Below are 14323 nucleotides of genomic sequence, written 5' to 3'. Positions count from 1 at the left end.
CCGCAGCAACGGATATACACCCAATCCAAATATGCTCATGTAGCCCCCTACCCGGATGGTCAGGGGCTTTTGCCCGAGGTATCTGCCTACCTACTTCGAAGCTTCAACGACACCACTCTGGCGCTGCTTCAGGTTCTTGTCCGATTTGTACTGCAAGGCTGCAGAAGCCACGTTGGCGCTCTTGCCGGTTTCGACCCAATTGCGGATGCGGGCGGCGTCGGCAAAGTGTGTGTATTTGCCATAAGCGTCAAGGAGCACCAAGGCAACCGGACGATTACTCATCCGGGTCACCAGCACCAGGCAGTGACCTGCTTCGTTGGTGAAGCCGGTTTTGGTCAGCTGGATGTCCCAGTCCGGCTTGCGCACCAAATGGTCGGTATTGCGGAAACCCAGGCTATAGATGGGTTTGCGGAAGGTGACGGTTTTTTCCTTGGTGGTGCTCAGCTCTGTCAGCAACGGGTATTTGTGCGCGGCGATCAACAGCTTGCTCAGGTCGCGAGCGGTGGAAACGTTGCGCGGAGAGAGGCCGGTCGGCTCGACGAAATGGGTGTTGGTCATCCCCAGCGCCCTGGCCTTGGCATTCATGGCGGCGATAAAGGCGACATAGCCGCCCGGATAGTGGTGGGCCAGGCTCGCGGCGGCGCGGTTCTCGGAGGACATCAGGGCAATCAGCAGCATTTCCCGGCGCGGCAGTTCGCTCTTGAGTTTTACCCGGGAATACACACCTTTCATTTCTGGCGTGTCGCTGATGTTGATATTGATGTATTCATCCATGTTCTGCCGGGCTTCGACCACGACCAGGCCGGTCATCAGCTTGCTGACGGAAGCGATGGGGACGACGACGTCCGGATTGCTGGCATAGATGATTTTGTTGGTCTGCATATCCAGCAGCAAGGAGCTGCCGGAAGCGAGCTTGAGTTGCGAGGTGTCTCGAGGCGCTGCGGTGGTGGTGTCGCCCGCGCTTGCCAGTGGCGTGATGAAAGTCCCTGTAACTGCAAAAAATAGGCTCAGGATGGAAAGACGGATTTTCACGCTGGCAGACTCAATAATGTGTTGATAAGCCGTTTTGTAACGGGCTATTACTTAAAAAGCGCGACATTCTGGAGTATGGCTGAATAACTGTCGATGGTTGTTCGAGGGTGGGGTGAAAGAGCCTGGAAACATGAAAAAAAAGTCACTTTCCGGCGGATGGTCGATCCTGTTGCGCGGGCAAAAAAGAACCCCGCCATGGGCGGGGTTTCTTGTGTCGCGAACTACCTCTGCCTTGAGCCTCAGCTATGCAGGGTTTCGGCGGCGTACAGCGTGTTTTCCAGCAGGCAGGCACGGGTCATCGGACCGACGCCACCCGGTACCGGAGTGATCCAGCCGGCACGGGGCAGGGCGGTTTCGTAGATCACGTCACCCACCAGCTTGCCATCTTCCTGGCGGTTGATGCCGACGTCGATCACGATCGCGCCTTCCTTGATCCACTCACCTTTTACCAGGCCCGGCTTGCCAGCGGCGACGACCACCAGGTCGGCGCGGCCGACATGACCGGCCAGGTCCTTGGTGAAACGGTGGGTGACGGTCACGGTGCAACCGGCCAGCAGCAATTCCATCGCCATCGGGCGTCCGACGATATTGGAAGCGCCGACCACCACCGCGTTCATCCCGTAGAGATCGGCGCCGGTGCTTTCCAGCAGGGTCATGATGCCTTTCGGCGTGCAGGGACGCAGCAGCGGGATGCGTTGGGCCAGGCGGCCGACGTTATAAGGATGGAAACCATCGACGTCTTTATCCGGACGAATGCGCTCCAGCAATTTGGAGGCGTCCAGGTGTTCAGGAAGCGGGAGCTGAAGCAGAACACCGTCAATCGCCGGATCGTCATTGAGGCGATCGATCAGCTCGGTCAACGCTTCTTGAGTGGTGTCGGAAGGCAGGTCATAGGCCTGGGACAGGAAGCCGACCTCTTCACAGTCTTTACGCTTGTGCGAGACATAAACCTGAGAGGCAGGATCGCTGCCGACCAGGATCACCGCGAGGCCGGGCGTGCGCAGGCCTTGCTGGCGACGCTCGTTGACGCGTTGGGCGATCTGCTGGCGCAGGCTGGCGGCGATCGATTTGCCGTCGATAAGTTGTGCAGTCATTGCGCGTGATTAACCATCGAGAGGGGAAAAAAAGAGAGCGCATTCTCGCATGTCATGCGTTGAGGGCAAAGGCGCTTGGTCTGCAAATTCCGCTAACCCCTTTAATTAAATGAATTTTTTTTAAAAAGGATTTGACGACCTGCGGGGGGCTCTATACTATTCGTCGCACTTGTCGGGCACAGCCTAGCACTGGTTGAGAAGGTTGAGCGGGATTACGGTTCTGCAAAACTGAAAAGCACTTAGTTTGTAGTCCTCCAAGAGTACAGATTAACAAGGCGCCCGTAGCTCAGCTGGATAGAGCATCCGCCTTCTAAGCGGATGGTCGCAGGTTCGAGTCCTGCCGGGTGCGCCATTAGGCAGCTTTGGCACAAGTAACGCAATATGGTGGGCGTAGCTCAGTTGGTAGAGCACGGGATTGTGACTCCCGTTGTCGTGGGTTCGATCCCCATCGTCCACCCCATATTTCGAAGGGCGCCAGATTAACAGTCTGGCGCCTTTGCTTTAAAAGCTTCATCCCGCGGATGTGGTGGAATTGGTAGACACACTGGATTTAGGTTCCAGCGCCGCGAGGCGTAAGAGTTCGAGTCTCTTCATCCGCACCAAACAAGACTTCACCCATGCCGCCTGGCCTGGTTGAAGTTCAACAAAGAAGTGATTTGGCTTCTTTGTTATGCAATATGGTGGGCGTAGCTCAGTTGGTAGAGCACGGGATTGTGACTCCCGTTGTCGTGGGTTCGATCCCCATCGTCCACCCCATATTTCGAAAAGGCGCCAGATTAATAGTCTGGCGCCTTTTTTGTTTCAGCGGATTCAGCGACCGCAGGTTCCGGGTCGCAAGGGCAGGGCGTTTCGTCGTTTTTATGTTTCGCGATGATGCCGTGCTGCCCGCCGGCCTTGCTCGCAAGATCGGCTGTCAGGGAGATGATTGGCAACCTCTTCCATATAAGGAGGGGTTGGCGCAGAGCCTTGGCGTGATTGGCTGTATTTGCCACCGGGGCGAGGTGCACTCGTGCATTCGCACCTATAAATTGCCTGCTGCGTTTTTACCCGTTTTCAGTAGGGTGACTTCTTGAGTTTGACCCACTAGAATGCATGCCCTTGATTCTGGGGTCGGAAACGGCCGGCTAACGTCTGTGCAACGAGGAATATCCATGCAAGTTTCTGTTGAAAATACTTCTGCTCTTGAGCGCCGCATGAGCATCACCGTGCCGGCTGAGCGCATCGAGACTCAGGTCAACAAGCGTCTGCAGCAGACTGCCCAAAAGGCCAAGATTGCTGGCTTCCGTCCAGGCAAAGTGCCAATGAGCGAAATCAAGCGTCGTTTCGGCGCTGAAGCTCGCCAGGAAGCGGTAGGCGACGTCATCCAGTCTTCCTTCTACGAAGCAGTTGTAGAGCAGAAGCTGAACCCGGCTGGTTCGCCTTCGATCGAGCCTAAATCCCTGGAAGCAGGCAAGGACCTGGAATACGTTGCTGTATTCGAAGTGTTCCCTGAGTTCACCGTTGCCGGTTTCGAAGGTATCAACGTAGAGCGCCTGAGCGCTGACGTGGCTGATGCCGATCTGGACAAGATGCTGGACATCCTGCGCAAGCAGAACACTCGTTTCGAAGTGGCCGATCGCGCTGCCCAGAACGAAGACCAGCTGAACATCGATTTCGTCGGCAAGGTCGACGGTGAAGTGTTCGCTGGCGGTTCCGCCAAGGGCACCCAGCTGGTTCTGGGTTCCGGCCGCATGATTCCTGGCTTCGAAGATGGTCTGGTTGGCGCTAAAGCCGGCGAAGAGCGCGTTCTGAACCTGACCTTCCCAGAGGACTATCAGAACCTCGACCTGGCAGGCAAGACCGCTGAGTTCACCGTTACCGTGAACACCGTTTCCGAGCCAAAACTGCCTGAGCTGACCGAAGAGTTCTTCGCTCAATTCGGCATCAAGGAAACCGGTCTGGAAGGCTTCCGCACCGAAGTTCGCAAGAACATGGAGCGCGAACTGCGTCAGGCGATCAAATCCAAGGTCAAGAATCAGGTCATGGACGGTCTGCTGGCCACCAACCCGATCGAAGTGCCAAAAGCTCTGCTGTCCAACGAAGTCGACCGTCTGCGCGTGCAGGCTGTTCAACAGTTCGGCGGCAACATCAAGCCTGACCAACTGCCGGCCGAGCTGTTCGAAGAACAAGCCAAGCGCCGCGTCGTCCTGGGCCTGATCGTGGCTGAAGTGGTCAAGCAATTCGACCTGAAGCCTGACGAAGCCCGCGTTCGCGAGATGATTCAGGAAATGGCTTCGGCTTACCAAGAGCCAGAGCAAGTAGTGTCTTGGTACTACAAGAACGACCAGCAACTGAACGAAGTTCGTTCGGTTGTGCTGGAAGAGCAAGTTGTGGATACTGTTCTGCAGAAAGCTAGCGTGACCGACAAATCGGTCTCTTACGAAGAAGCAGTCAAGCCGGTAGAAGCTCCACAAGCCGACTGATCGTTTTTGCGCTAAGAAGCACACACCATAAGCCAGCTCTCGAGCTGGCTTATGCGTATTCAAGACATAACTATTTGGGAGTGACTGCAGAGCATGTTCCGTAATTCGTATATTCAGCAGAACTCTGATATCCAGGCCGCAGGCGGCCTGGTCCCGATGGTTGTCGAGCAGTCCGCTCGTGGCGAGCGCGCCTACGACATCTACTCACGTCTCCTCAAGGAGCGAGTGATCTTTCTGGTGGGTCCGGTAGAGGACTACATGGCCAACCTGATCTGTGCGCAACTGCTGTTCCTTGAAGCGGAAAACCCGGACAAGGACATCCATCTCTATATCAACTCCCCGGGCGGTTCGGTGACGGCGGGCATGTCGATCTATGACACCATGCAGTTCATCAAGCCTAACGTGTCGACCACCTGTATCGGTCAAGCGTGCAGCATGGGCGCGTTCCTGCTGACGGCCGGTGCCAAAGGCAAGCGTTACTGCCTGCCGAACTCGCGTGTGATGATTCACCAGCCACTGGGCGGTTTCCAGGGCCAGGCGTCGGATATCGAAATCCATGCCAAGGAAATCCTCTTCATCCGTGAGCGTCTCAACACGCTGATGGCCAAGCACAGCGGGCGCACTCTCGAAGAAATCGAGCGCGATACCAATCGCGATAACTTCATGAGTGCAGAAGCCGCACGTGAGTATGGGTTGATCGATGAAGTGATCACCCAACGCCCCGCTTAAAATAAGCAGCTCAAAATAGGGTTGGTCGGCTGGTCTGATCACCGGCGGGCTTGAAAAAGCCCGCAATAGCCTTCATCTTGTGTTGCAAGCCTATCGGATTTGGATCGAACGAATGACTGACACCCGCAACGGCGAGGACAACGGCAAGCTGCTCTATTGCTCCTTCTGTGGCAAAAGCCAGCATGAAGTGCGCAAATTGATTGCCGGCCCCTCGGTCTTTATCTGCGACGAGTGCGTCGACCTGTGCAATGACATCATCCGTGAGGAGGTGCAGGAAGCCCAGGCCGAAAGCAGCGCGCATAAATTGCCTTCGCCTAAAGAAATCAGCGGCATCCTTGATCAATACGTGATTGGTCAGGAACGTGCGAAAAAGGTTCTCGCCGTAGCGGTGTACAACCACTACAAGCGCCTGAACCAGCGTGACAAGAAGAATGACGACGTCGAACTCGGCAAGAGCAACATCTTGCTGATCGGCCCGACAGGCTCGGGTAAGACCCTGCTTGCCGAAACATTGGCCCGCTTGCTGAACGTTCCGTTCACCATCGCCGACGCAACCACCCTCACCGAGGCGGGTTATGTGGGTGAAGATGTCGAGAACATCATTCAGAAGCTGCTGCAGAAGTGCGATTACGACGTGGAAAAAGCCCAGATGGGCATTGTCTACATCGACGAAATCGACAAGATTTCGCGCAAGTCTGACAACCCGTCGATCACCCGGGACGTTTCCGGTGAAGGCGTGCAGCAGGCCCTGCTCAAGTTGATCGAAGGCACGGTCGCTTCCGTTCCACCTCAAGGTGGTCGCAAGCATCCGCAGCAGGAATTCCTTCAGGTCGACACCCGTAACATCCTGTTCATCTGCGGTGGTGCGTTCTCCGGTCTGGAAAAGGTTATTCAAAACCGTTCCACCAAGGGCGGCATCGGTTTCGGCGCGGAAGTTCGCAGCAAGGAAGAAGGCAAGAAAGTCGGTGAGTCCCTGCGTGAAGTCGAGCCTGACGATCTGGTCAAGTTCGGTCTGATCCCGGAATTCGTCGGTCGTCTGCCGGTCCTGGCCACGCTGGACGAGCTTGATGAAGCTGCCTTGATGCAGATCCTCACCGAGCCGAAAAATGCTCTGACCAAGCAATACGCCAAGCTGTTCGAGATGGAAGGCGTGGACCTGGAATTCCGGGCCGACGCACTGAAATCGGTCGCAAAACGCGCGCTGGAACGCAAAACCGGTGCTCGTGGGCTGCGCTCGATTCTCGAAGGTGTGTTACTCGACACTATGTATGAAATCCCCTCGCAGTCCGAGGTGAGTAAAGTAGTGATCGACGAAAGCGTAATAGAAGGCAAGTCCAAGCCACTGTATATCTACGAAAACAGTGAGCCTGCTGCCAAGGCCGCGCCAGACGCCTAAGCGTCGCGCAGTCGGTATAAAGAAGGGGCCTTCGGGCCCCTTTGCTTTTGTAGGAGCGAGGCTTGCCCGCGAAGACGGCTTGGCAGCCGACTATTTTCTCAAGCTTCTTCTGGCTGCGACCTTTTACTGCTTTTATCCGCTTGTTTTTTTCTAAACAAGCCCCCATCTTGGTTTCAAGCTTACTTCCATCTGTTTCCGGCCTTATGGCCGCCGTAGAGGCGAAATCATGAAGACAACCATCGAATTGCCTCTCCTGCCATTGCGTGATGTTGTGGTTTATCCGCACATGGTTATCCCGCTGTTCGTGGGGCGCGAGAAATCCATCGAAGCCCTCGAGGCAGCGATGACGGGCGACAAGCAGATCCTTCTGCTGGCCCAGAGAAACCCTGCTGACGACGATCCCGGTGAAGACGCACTTTATCGCGTAGGTACGATTGCGACCGTTCTGCAGCTGCTCAAGCTGCCTGACGGCACGGTCAAGGTTCTGGTCGAAGGCGAGCAGCGGGGCGCCGTGGAGCGCTTCAGCGAAGTGGATGGCCACTGCCGCGCCGAAGTTTCGTTGATCGACGAAGTCGATGCGCCAGAGCGCGAGTCGGAAGTGTTTGTCCGCAGCCTGCTGTCGCAGTTCGAACAATATGTGCAGTTGGGCAAGAAAGTCCCTGCCGAGGTCCTGTCGTCGCTCAATAGCATCGATGAGCCAGGCCGCCTGGTCGACACCATGGCCGCGCACATGGCGCTGAAAATCGAGCAGAAGCAGGAAATCCTCGAAATCATCGATTTGTCGGCCCGTGTCGAGCACGTGCTGGCCTTGCTGGATGCCGAGATTGATCTGCTGCAGGTCGAAAAACGCATTCGCGGTCGTGTCAAAAAGCAAATGGAGCGCAGTCAGCGCGAGTACTACCTGAATGAGCAGATGAAGGCCATTCAGAAAGAACTCGGTGACAGCGACGAAGGGCATAACGAAGTCGAAGAGCTGAAAAAGCGCATCGATGCCGCCGGCCTGCCGAAAGACGCGCTGGCCAAGGCAACTGCCGAGCTGAACAAGCTCAAGCAAATGTCGCCGATGTCCGCCGAAGCGACTGTGGTCCGTTCCTACATCGACTGGCTGGTCCAGGTGCCGTGGAAGGCCCAGAGCAAGGTGCGCCTCGATCTGGCTCGCGCAGAAGACATTCTCGACGCCGATCACTACGGCCTCGAAGAGGTCAAGGAACGGATTCTCGAATACCTCGCCGTGCAGAAGCGCGTGAAGAAGATCCGCGGTCCGGTATTGTGCCTGGTCGGTCCTCCTGGGGTGGGTAAAACCTCGCTGGCGGAGTCCATTGCACACGCCACCAACCGTAAATTCGTGCGAATGGCCCTCGGTGGCGTGCGCGATGAAGCGGAAATTCGTGGTCATCGCCGTACGTACATCGGTTCGATGCCAGGAAGATTGATTCAAAAGATGACAAAAGTGGGTGTGCGCAACCCGCTGTTCCTGCTCGATGAAATCGACAAGATGGGCAGCGACATGCGTGGCGATCCGGCGTCGGCGTTGCTGGAAGTGCTCGATCCCGAGCAGAACCACAACTTCAACGATCACTACCTGGAAGTCGATTACGACCTGTCCGATGTGATGTTCCTGTGCACCTCCAACTCCATGAACATTCCACCGGCGCTGCTGGACCGGATGGAAGTCATTCGCCTGCCCGGTTACACGGAAGACGAGAAGATCAACATCGCCGTCAAATACCTCTCGCCAAAACAGATCACGGCCAACGGCCTGAAAAAAGGCGAGCTGGAATTCGACGCGGAAGCGATCCGCGACATCATCCGCTACTACACCCGCGAAGCCGGTGTACGGGGCCTGGAGCGCCAGATTGCCAAGGTTTGCCGCAAGACGGTCAAAGAGCATGCGCTGGAAAAACGCTTCTCGGTGAAGGTCACTGCGGACGATCTGGAACACTTCCTGGGTGTGCGCAAATTCCGCTACGGCCTGGCAGAACAGCAGGACCAGATCGGTCAGGTGACTGGCCTGGCGTGGACTCAGGTGGGCGGTGAATTGCTGACCATCGAAGCCGCTGTCGTTCCGGGCAAAGGCCAGCTGATCAAGACCGGTTCCCTGGGTGACGTGATGGTCGAATCGATCACCGCAGCCCTGACCGTTGTCCGCAGCCGCGCCAAGAGCCTGGGGATTCCCCTGGACTTCCACGAGAAGCGCGACACGCACATCCACATGCCGGAAGGGGCGACCCCGAAGGACGGCCCGAGCGCGGGCGTGGGCATGTGCACGGCATTGGTGTCGGCACTGACCGGCATTCCTGTACGCGCGGATGTTGCCATGACGGGTGAAATTACCCTGCGTGGCCAGGTATTGGCGATCGGTGGGTTGAAGGAAAAACTGCTCGCCGCGCATCGTGGCGGAATCAAGACCGTGATCATTCCCGAAGAGAATGTTCGCGATCTCAAGGAGATTCCGGACAATATCAAGCAAGATCTTCAGATTAAACCAGTTAAATGGATTGACGAGGTCCTGCAAATTGCGCTGCAATACGCCCCGGAGCCCTTGCCGGATGTGGCTCCGGAGATAGTCGCGAAGGAAGAAAAACGCGAGTCGGATTCTAAGGAAAGAATTAGCACGCATTAGTACGTATTTGCCTGGGGGGCTTCCTTGACAGCTTTTTAGAGCCCTTGTTATAAAGCGGCTCTTAAGTGTCTGTAGGCCATTCAGCACTCGTTTTTGCTTTTACCAAAAAACTTAGAATCATACTCAAATAGATATAAGGGGACTTAGAGTGAACAAGTCGGAACTGATTGATGCTATCGCTGCATCCGCTGATATCCCGAAAGCTGCTGCTGGCCGTGCGCTGGACGCTGTAATCGAATCCGTCACTGGCGCTCTCAAGGCCGGCGACTCCGTGGTTCTGGTTGGTTTCGGTACTTTCTCCGTAACTGATCGTCCAGCTCGCATCGGTCGTAACCCACAGACCGGTAAGACGCTGGAAATCGCAGCTGCCAAAAAACCAGGTTTCAAAGCCGGTAAAGCATTGAAAGAAGCTGTCAACTAAGTTCCATTCAGGTTTTTGCCTATCCGGGTCGGGGTCATGCCTGACCTGGCAGCGGAGCGGTAGTCCAGTCGGCAGGTCGCCGGTCTGAGACACCGAGACTCGCAAGGTCGAGTCATCGGTCCGCTCCGCCAGTTACGAGAAGGCGCATCCTCGGATGCGCCTTTCTTCTATCCGGATTCTACCCACGCTCCACGGTTGCCTAATTTTGAAGTTCAACCGTTTATGGGGGACGCATGCTGCAGAATATCAGGGACAATTCACAAGGCTGGATTGCCAAGACCATTATCGGGGTCATCGTTGCACTGATGGCTTTGACCGGTTTCGACGCCATTTTTCAGGCTACGACGACCAAAAATGAGGCGGCGAAGGTCAATGGTGAAGAAATCAGCCAGAACGAGCTGAGCCAGGCGGTCGATATGCAACGCCGTCAACTCATGCAACAGCTGGGCAAGGATTTCGACGCCTCCTTGCTCGACGAAAAAATGCTGCGCGAATCGGCCCTCAAAGGCCTGATCGACCGCAAACTGCTGCTGCAAGGCGCAGAAAATTCCAAATTCGCTTTCTCCGAAGCGGCGCTGGACCAGGTCATCCTGCAAACGCCTGAATTCCAGGTGGATGGCAAGTTCAGCCCTGAACGTTTCGACCAAGTGATTCGTCAACTCGGCTACAGCCGTATGCAGTTCCGCCAGATGCTGGCACAGGAAATGCTGATCGGACAGCTGCGCGCCGGTTTGGCGGGTAGCGGTTTCGTCACCGATGCCCAGGTCCTGGCCTTTGCCCGTCTGGAAAAACAGACCCGCGATTTCGCGTCCCTGAGCATCAAGGTCGACCCGGCAGCTGTGAAGCTGACCGACGAAGAGGTCAAGGCCTACTACGACGAGCACGCCAAGGAATTCATGACGCCAGATCAGGTGGTCATCGATTACCTGGAGTTGAAGAAGGCTTCCTTCTTCGATCAGGTCAGCGTCAAGGACGAAGACCTGCAAGCGGCGTATCAGAAAGAGACTGCGAACCTGTCCGAGCAACGTCAGGCTGCGCACATTCTGATCGAAGTGAACGACAAGACTACCGAAGCGCAGGCCAAGGCCAAGATCGAGGAGATCCAGGCCCGCCTGAACAAGGGCGAGAAGTTCGAAGCCCTGGCCAAGGAATTCTCCCAGGATCCGGGTTCGGCGAACAACGGCGGCGACCTGGGCTACGCAGGTCCTGGCGTCTATGACCCGGCGTTCGAGAAAGCCCTGTATTCGTTGGCCAAGGATCAGGTTTCCGAGCCGGTTCGCACCGACTTCGGTTTCCACCTGATCAAGCTGTTGGGCGTGGAAGCGCCTGAAGTGCCGACGTTCGCCAGCCTGAAAGACAAGCTGACCCGCGAATTGAAGGCCCAGCAGGTCGAGCAGCGTTTCGTCGAAGCGACCAAGCAACTGGAAGACGCATCGTTTGAAGCGTCCGATCTGGTCCAGCCTGCGCAGGACTTGAAGCTGACCGTTCACACCTCCAAGCCGTTCGGCCGGGAAGGTGGCGAAGGCATTGCGGCCAACCGTGCCGTGATCACCGCAGCGTTCAGCCCGGAAGTGCTGGATGAGAGTGCCAACAGCACCGCCATCGAGCTCGACCCCGATACCGTGATCGTGTTGCGCGCCAAGGAACATCTCAAGCCTGCGCAACTGCCATTGGAGAAGGTCGAGGGTCCGATCCGTGCGCAATTGGCCAAGGAGCACGCCAGTGCTGCCGCCAAGACCAAGGCTGACGAGCTGATTGCCAGCCTGCGCGATGGCAAGACCCCACTGGATAAGCCGATCGACGGTCAGAACTGGAAGGTTACCGAAGCCGCGACCCGTGCTCAGGAAGGGTTGGACCCGACTGTGCTGCAGGCGCTGTTCCGCATGCCCAAGCCAGCCGCCAAGGACAAGCCGACTTTCAGCAGCGTCACCTTGCCTGATGGCAGCCTGATGATCGTGCGTCTGAACGGCGTTAACGAGGCCGCAGCGCCAACCGAAGAAGAGAAGGTTCAATACCGTCGCTTCCTCGCTTCGCGTGTTGGCCAGCAAGACTTCGCTGCTTACCGCAAGCAGCTGGAGAGCCAGGCAGAGATCGAGCGTTTCTGATCTGAGTCCGAGCTTTTTGCGTGAAACGAAGACCCCGGCCGAAAGGCCGGGGTTTTTTTTCGGCTGCATTCTGCGACGCGGATCATTCTCTCCCGACCATCGGGTCAACAGCGCTGTAACTGTTTTAAGACACAATCAGTGCGCCGCTAAGCATCGATCTGTTGCACAATACGCCCCGAACCGTTTCTTTCAGGATGTTCAATGTTTAAATCAATTCCCATGCGGGTTGTCGGGCTGGCCTTGGTGCTGGCTGCTGCTGCCGGTTGTTCGTCGAAGAAAGCCGCCATCTACGAGCATGAGAACTTCGATGATTCCGGAACGTTTTCCCGTAACTATCCGGTGACCGATTCGGTCTCCTGTGAAGCGGCTCGTCGAGCCTTGCTGAGCCAGGGCTATATCATCACCAGCAGTGATCCGAAGCTGGTCAGTGGGCACAAGAGCTTCCAGCAGACCGGCGAAAACCACATGGAAATCAGTTTCAGTGTGGTCTGCGCCGAAGACGGCAGCGCGGCGCATCATGCCACCGTGTTCGCCAACGCCTTGCAGGACAAGTACGCGCTGAAGAAAACCAACAACTCTGCCAGTCTCGGTGTCGGCGTGCTGGGCTCGGTATCGATGCCGATCGGCTCGTCGGACGACTCGATGGTCAAGGTCGCGAGCGAAACCGTCACATCGGCCAAGTTCTACGAGCGTTTCTTCGCCCTGGTCGAGCTGTTCCTGCCCAAGGAAGTGAAAGAAGCGGCGCACATCCCCGAGAAGCCGAAAACCGACCTGGGCGTGCCCGAACCCAAACCGGCACCGGCACCGGCACCGGCACCCGCACCGGCGGCGTTGGCCCCGGAATCCGCGGCAGAGCCTGCGCCGGCGCCAGAGGCAGCCAAGGCCGCCGAAGTGGCTCCTGCCGCTTCCGAGCCGGTCGCTCCGCCGCCTGAGGCTGCACCGTTTACCTCGACCCCAGCCGCCGAGCCGACGCCTTCCACTGAAGCGATCACGCCACCGGCCAACCCGAGCGACATGGCGCCACCTTCGGAGCCGATCCAGGCAATGCCCATCACTGGCCAGTGATGGGCGCCACGGGGCCAGGCGACATCGCACCGGCCCCGTCACCGCAACAAAGATTGATCAGCGTCAAACAGACCGTCGTCCTGCGGCCTGCAGCGAAAAAATCCTGTGATAAATTCCCCACCGCCTGCTACGTTTTATCTAGAAGCGACGAAGTGTCGTGTCCGCGTCATTTTTCTTTAATGCGGGCACTTTAGGCTCAAGGCGCTGGTCATTTATTCAAACGTTTTTCAATGAGCTGTGGGGGATTCGAAAATGGACGATTATCAAGAAGAGCTGCTCGAGTATCAGGCGTTTGAACTGGACCCACTGGAACCCGCTGAAGACGCAACCGAGCTTTAACTTAAAGCTTGTTGCTTGCGGCTGGTTCTCTACGACTACGGCGAAACTCGCCGGGTGTCTGCGCGGTCCAGCGCTTGAAGGCGCGTTGAAAGGCTTCGGCTGAGGCAAAGCCCAGCAGGTAGGCGATTTCTCCGAACGCCAGTTCGGTGTCGCGAATGTAGGTCATGGCCAGGTCGCGACGGGTGTCGTTGAGAATCGCGCGAAATTGCGTGCCTTCTTCGGCGAGTTTGCGACGCAAGGTCCAGACGGGCAGCTTCAGGCGTGCCGCCACTTCTTCCAGGTCGGGTTCCCGGCCACCATTGAGCAACGGACCCAGCAACTGAGTGATGCGTTCACGCAGGCTGCGGGTGCGTGTCAATTGCTCCAGTTCCCGCTCGCACAGTTGCAGCAGATGTCGCCAGGTGCTTGGGCAATGCTCGGGGTTGCGCTGGGCAAGGCTGGCCAGGCTCAGGCGCAATTGATTGTGCTCGGCGCCAAACTGGATCGGGCAGTCGCCCAGCACGTCATAGGCCGCGCGGTAGTCGGGAGTTTCGAACTCGATGTCGATGCGTTCGGCGCGCAGCCGGGCAGGACTGACGCTGGACAATTGCTGCAACCAGCCGCAGAGGATCGAATCCACCACGAAGCGGTTATAGCTGTTGTAGGGGCTGATGGAGTAGAAGCGCAACCAGGCACCCTGAGGGTCCTCGTGGAAGCTCGATTGACCACGATAGTTGGAGCCATACAAGGCTTCGAATCGAATCAGGCAGCGCGCCGCCTCACGCACCGTCGGTGCCTGGGCGGCGGTGACGCCGGCAAGACCTGCCTGGCTCAGGCGGCTGAGCAAGCCCATTTGCAAGCCGAGTGCCGGGTCGCCGGTCAAGTGGATGGCCGCGTGGCCCAGGCGCATGTAGCGCGGGATCGAGAGGCGGGCACCGGCTTCACTCAGTCGGGCCGCGTCAAGGCCGTATTGCTCGAGCAATGGCTGCGGATCTGTCCCGTGGCTGCGCACGGCGTCGGCCAGGCTGTGAACGAAGCCCACCGACAAATCACCCAGGCGCATGGGGGTGGGTTTCAT

General features: G+C 57.2%; 10 protein-coding genes and 5 tRNA genes. 12 read left to right on the top strand and 3 right to left on the bottom strand.

The window, feature by feature from the left end; genetic code table 11:
• Nucleotides 1-90: 90 nt before the first annotated feature.
• On the bottom strand, nt 91-1032 hold the full coding sequence (pbpG, locus tag ACA054_RS21925) for a D-alanyl-D-alanine endopeptidase (protein WP_497686130.1): 942 nt from the start codon (nt 1030-1032) through the stop codon (nt 91-93).
• A gap of 239 nt (nt 1033-1271) precedes the next feature.
• The gene (gene folD, locus ACA054_RS21920) at nt 1272-2126 is read right to left on the bottom strand and encodes a bifunctional methylenetetrahydrofolate dehydrogenase/methenyltetrahydrofolate cyclohydrolase FolD (protein ID WP_497686129.1); all 855 of its coding nucleotides are present in this window, start codon (nt 2124-2126) and stop codon (nt 1272-1274) included.
• Nucleotides 2127-2401: 275 nt separating this feature from the next.
• Between folD and ACA054_RS21915 the strand changes: the two genes are divergently transcribed.
• From ACA054_RS21915 to ACA054_RS21860, 12 genes are all read left to right on the top strand, one after another.
• A tRNA-Arg gene (locus ACA054_RS21915) sits at nt 2402-2478 on the top strand.
• Nucleotides 2479-2510: 32 nt separating this feature from the next.
• A tRNA-His gene (locus ACA054_RS21910) sits at nt 2511-2586 on the top strand.
• A gap of 57 nt (nt 2587-2643) precedes the next feature.
• Nucleotides 2644-2728: transfer RNA gene (locus ACA054_RS21905), tRNA-Leu, on the top strand.
• Between the two features lie 78 nt (nt 2729-2806).
• Nucleotides 2807-2882, top strand: a tRNA-His gene (locus ACA054_RS21900).
• A gap of 395 nt (nt 2883-3277) precedes the next feature.
• Complete coding sequence (tig, locus tag ACA054_RS21895; RefSeq protein WP_497686128.1) at nt 3278-4588, top strand: trigger factor; 1311 nt, start codon at nt 3278-3280, stop codon at nt 4586-4588.
• Between the two features lie 93 nt (nt 4589-4681).
• Nucleotides 4682-5317 (top strand): ATP-dependent Clp endopeptidase proteolytic subunit ClpP, encoded by a 636-nt coding sequence (gene clpP, locus ACA054_RS21890; protein ID WP_497635695.1) that lies wholly within the window; start codon nt 4682-4684, stop codon nt 5315-5317.
• Between the two features lie 112 nt (nt 5318-5429).
• Nucleotides 5430-6713: an ATP-dependent Clp protease ATP-binding subunit ClpX gene (gene clpX, locus ACA054_RS21885; RefSeq protein WP_145318649.1), complete on the top strand. Its 1284-nt coding sequence runs from the start codon at nt 5430-5432 to the stop codon at nt 6711-6713.
• A 226-nt stretch (nt 6714-6939) separates the two neighbouring features.
• Nucleotides 6940-9336: an endopeptidase La gene (lon, locus tag ACA054_RS21880; protein ID WP_497686127.1), complete on the top strand. Its 2397-nt coding sequence runs from the start codon at nt 6940-6942 to the stop codon at nt 9334-9336.
• A gap of 148 nt (nt 9337-9484) precedes the next feature.
• Nucleotides 9485-9757: an HU family DNA-binding protein gene (locus tag ACA054_RS21875; protein WP_002552737.1), complete on the top strand. Its 273-nt coding sequence runs from the start codon at nt 9485-9487 to the stop codon at nt 9755-9757.
• A 53-nt stretch (nt 9758-9810) separates the two neighbouring features.
• A tRNA-Leu gene (locus ACA054_RS21870) sits at nt 9811-9888 on the top strand.
• Between the two features lie 102 nt (nt 9889-9990).
• The gene (locus ACA054_RS21865) at nt 9991-11862 is read left to right on the top strand and encodes a SurA N-terminal domain-containing protein (protein ID WP_497686126.1); all 1872 of its coding nucleotides are present in this window, start codon (nt 9991-9993) and stop codon (nt 11860-11862) included.
• A 201-nt stretch (nt 11863-12063) separates the two neighbouring features.
• On the top strand, nt 12064-12927 hold the full coding sequence (locus tag ACA054_RS21860; protein WP_497686125.1) for a DUF2242 domain-containing protein: 864 nt from the start codon (nt 12064-12066) through the stop codon (nt 12925-12927).
• Between the two features lie 340 nt (nt 12928-13267).
• Here ACA054_RS21860 and ACA054_RS21855 read toward each other — a convergent pair whose 3' ends face one another.
• Nucleotides 13268-14323, bottom strand: coding sequence for an AraC family transcriptional regulator (locus tag ACA054_RS21855; RefSeq protein ID WP_497686124.1), 1056 nt, complete (start codon nt 14321-14323; stop codon nt 13268-13270).

The organism is Pseudomonas sp. LBUM1653 (genome assembly GCF_059716115.1).
Note: the sequence above shows the minus strand (reverse complement) of the source record. Positions and strands in the feature narration are given on the sequence as shown.

Excerpts from the sequence above, each read along its gene's own strand:
- tig (WP_497686128.1), top strand. The coding sequence starts at position 3,278 with ATGCAAGTTTCTGTTGAAAATACTTCTGCTCTTGAGCGCCGCATGAGC.
- ACA054_RS21860 (WP_497686125.1), top strand. The coding sequence starts at position 12,064 with ATGTTTAAATCAATTCCCATGCGGGTTGTCGGGCTGGCCTTGGTGCTG.
- clpX (WP_145318649.1), top strand. The coding sequence starts at position 5,430 with ATGACTGACACCCGCAACGGCGAGGACAACGGCAAGCTGCTCTATTGC.
- clpP (WP_497635695.1), top strand. The coding sequence starts at position 4,682 with ATGTTCCGTAATTCGTATATTCAGCAGAACTCTGATATCCAGGCCGCA.
- ACA054_RS21855 (WP_497686124.1), bottom strand. The coding sequence starts at position 14,323 with ATGAAACCCACCCCCATGCGCCTGGGTGATTTGTCGGTGGGCTTCGTT.
- lon (WP_497686127.1), top strand. The coding sequence starts at position 6,940 with ATGAAGACAACCATCGAATTGCCTCTCCTGCCATTGCGTGATGTTGTG.
- folD (WP_497686129.1), bottom strand. The coding sequence starts at position 2,126 with ATGACTGCACAACTTATCGACGGCAAATCGATCGCCGCCAGCCTGCGC.
- ACA054_RS21865 (WP_497686126.1), top strand. The coding sequence starts at position 9,991 with ATGCTGCAGAATATCAGGGACAATTCACAAGGCTGGATTGCCAAGACC.